Raw genomic sequence first — 326 nt, forward strand, 5'->3', positions numbered from 1 at the left:
GCGGACTCCCATGTCCCCTCCGCAATTGATTCCGATTGTCTCCAGCCTCAAAGGGGGCGGGGCCTTGTCGCTGCCACTACATAATACTGATAAATAATATACTGTAATTACACCACATCGCACAATAACCTGCACGTTTACTGTAATTACACCGCACAATAACCTGCACGTTTCGAGTACAGGTCACAGCCATCAATCACACTAAATTGAGCGGAATTAAAACCGGTGATATTCTTCCGGTCTTAATTCCGCTCAATCTTTTATAAACATCAAATATATTAAATTATGCGTAAGACAATCAGCGGCCGCAGGCCAGTGGACGGGGC

This window comes from [Clostridium] symbiosum ATCC 14940, assembly GCF_000466485.1.
GTDB lineage: Bacteria > Bacillota > Clostridia > Lachnospirales > Lachnospiraceae > Otoolea > Otoolea symbiosa.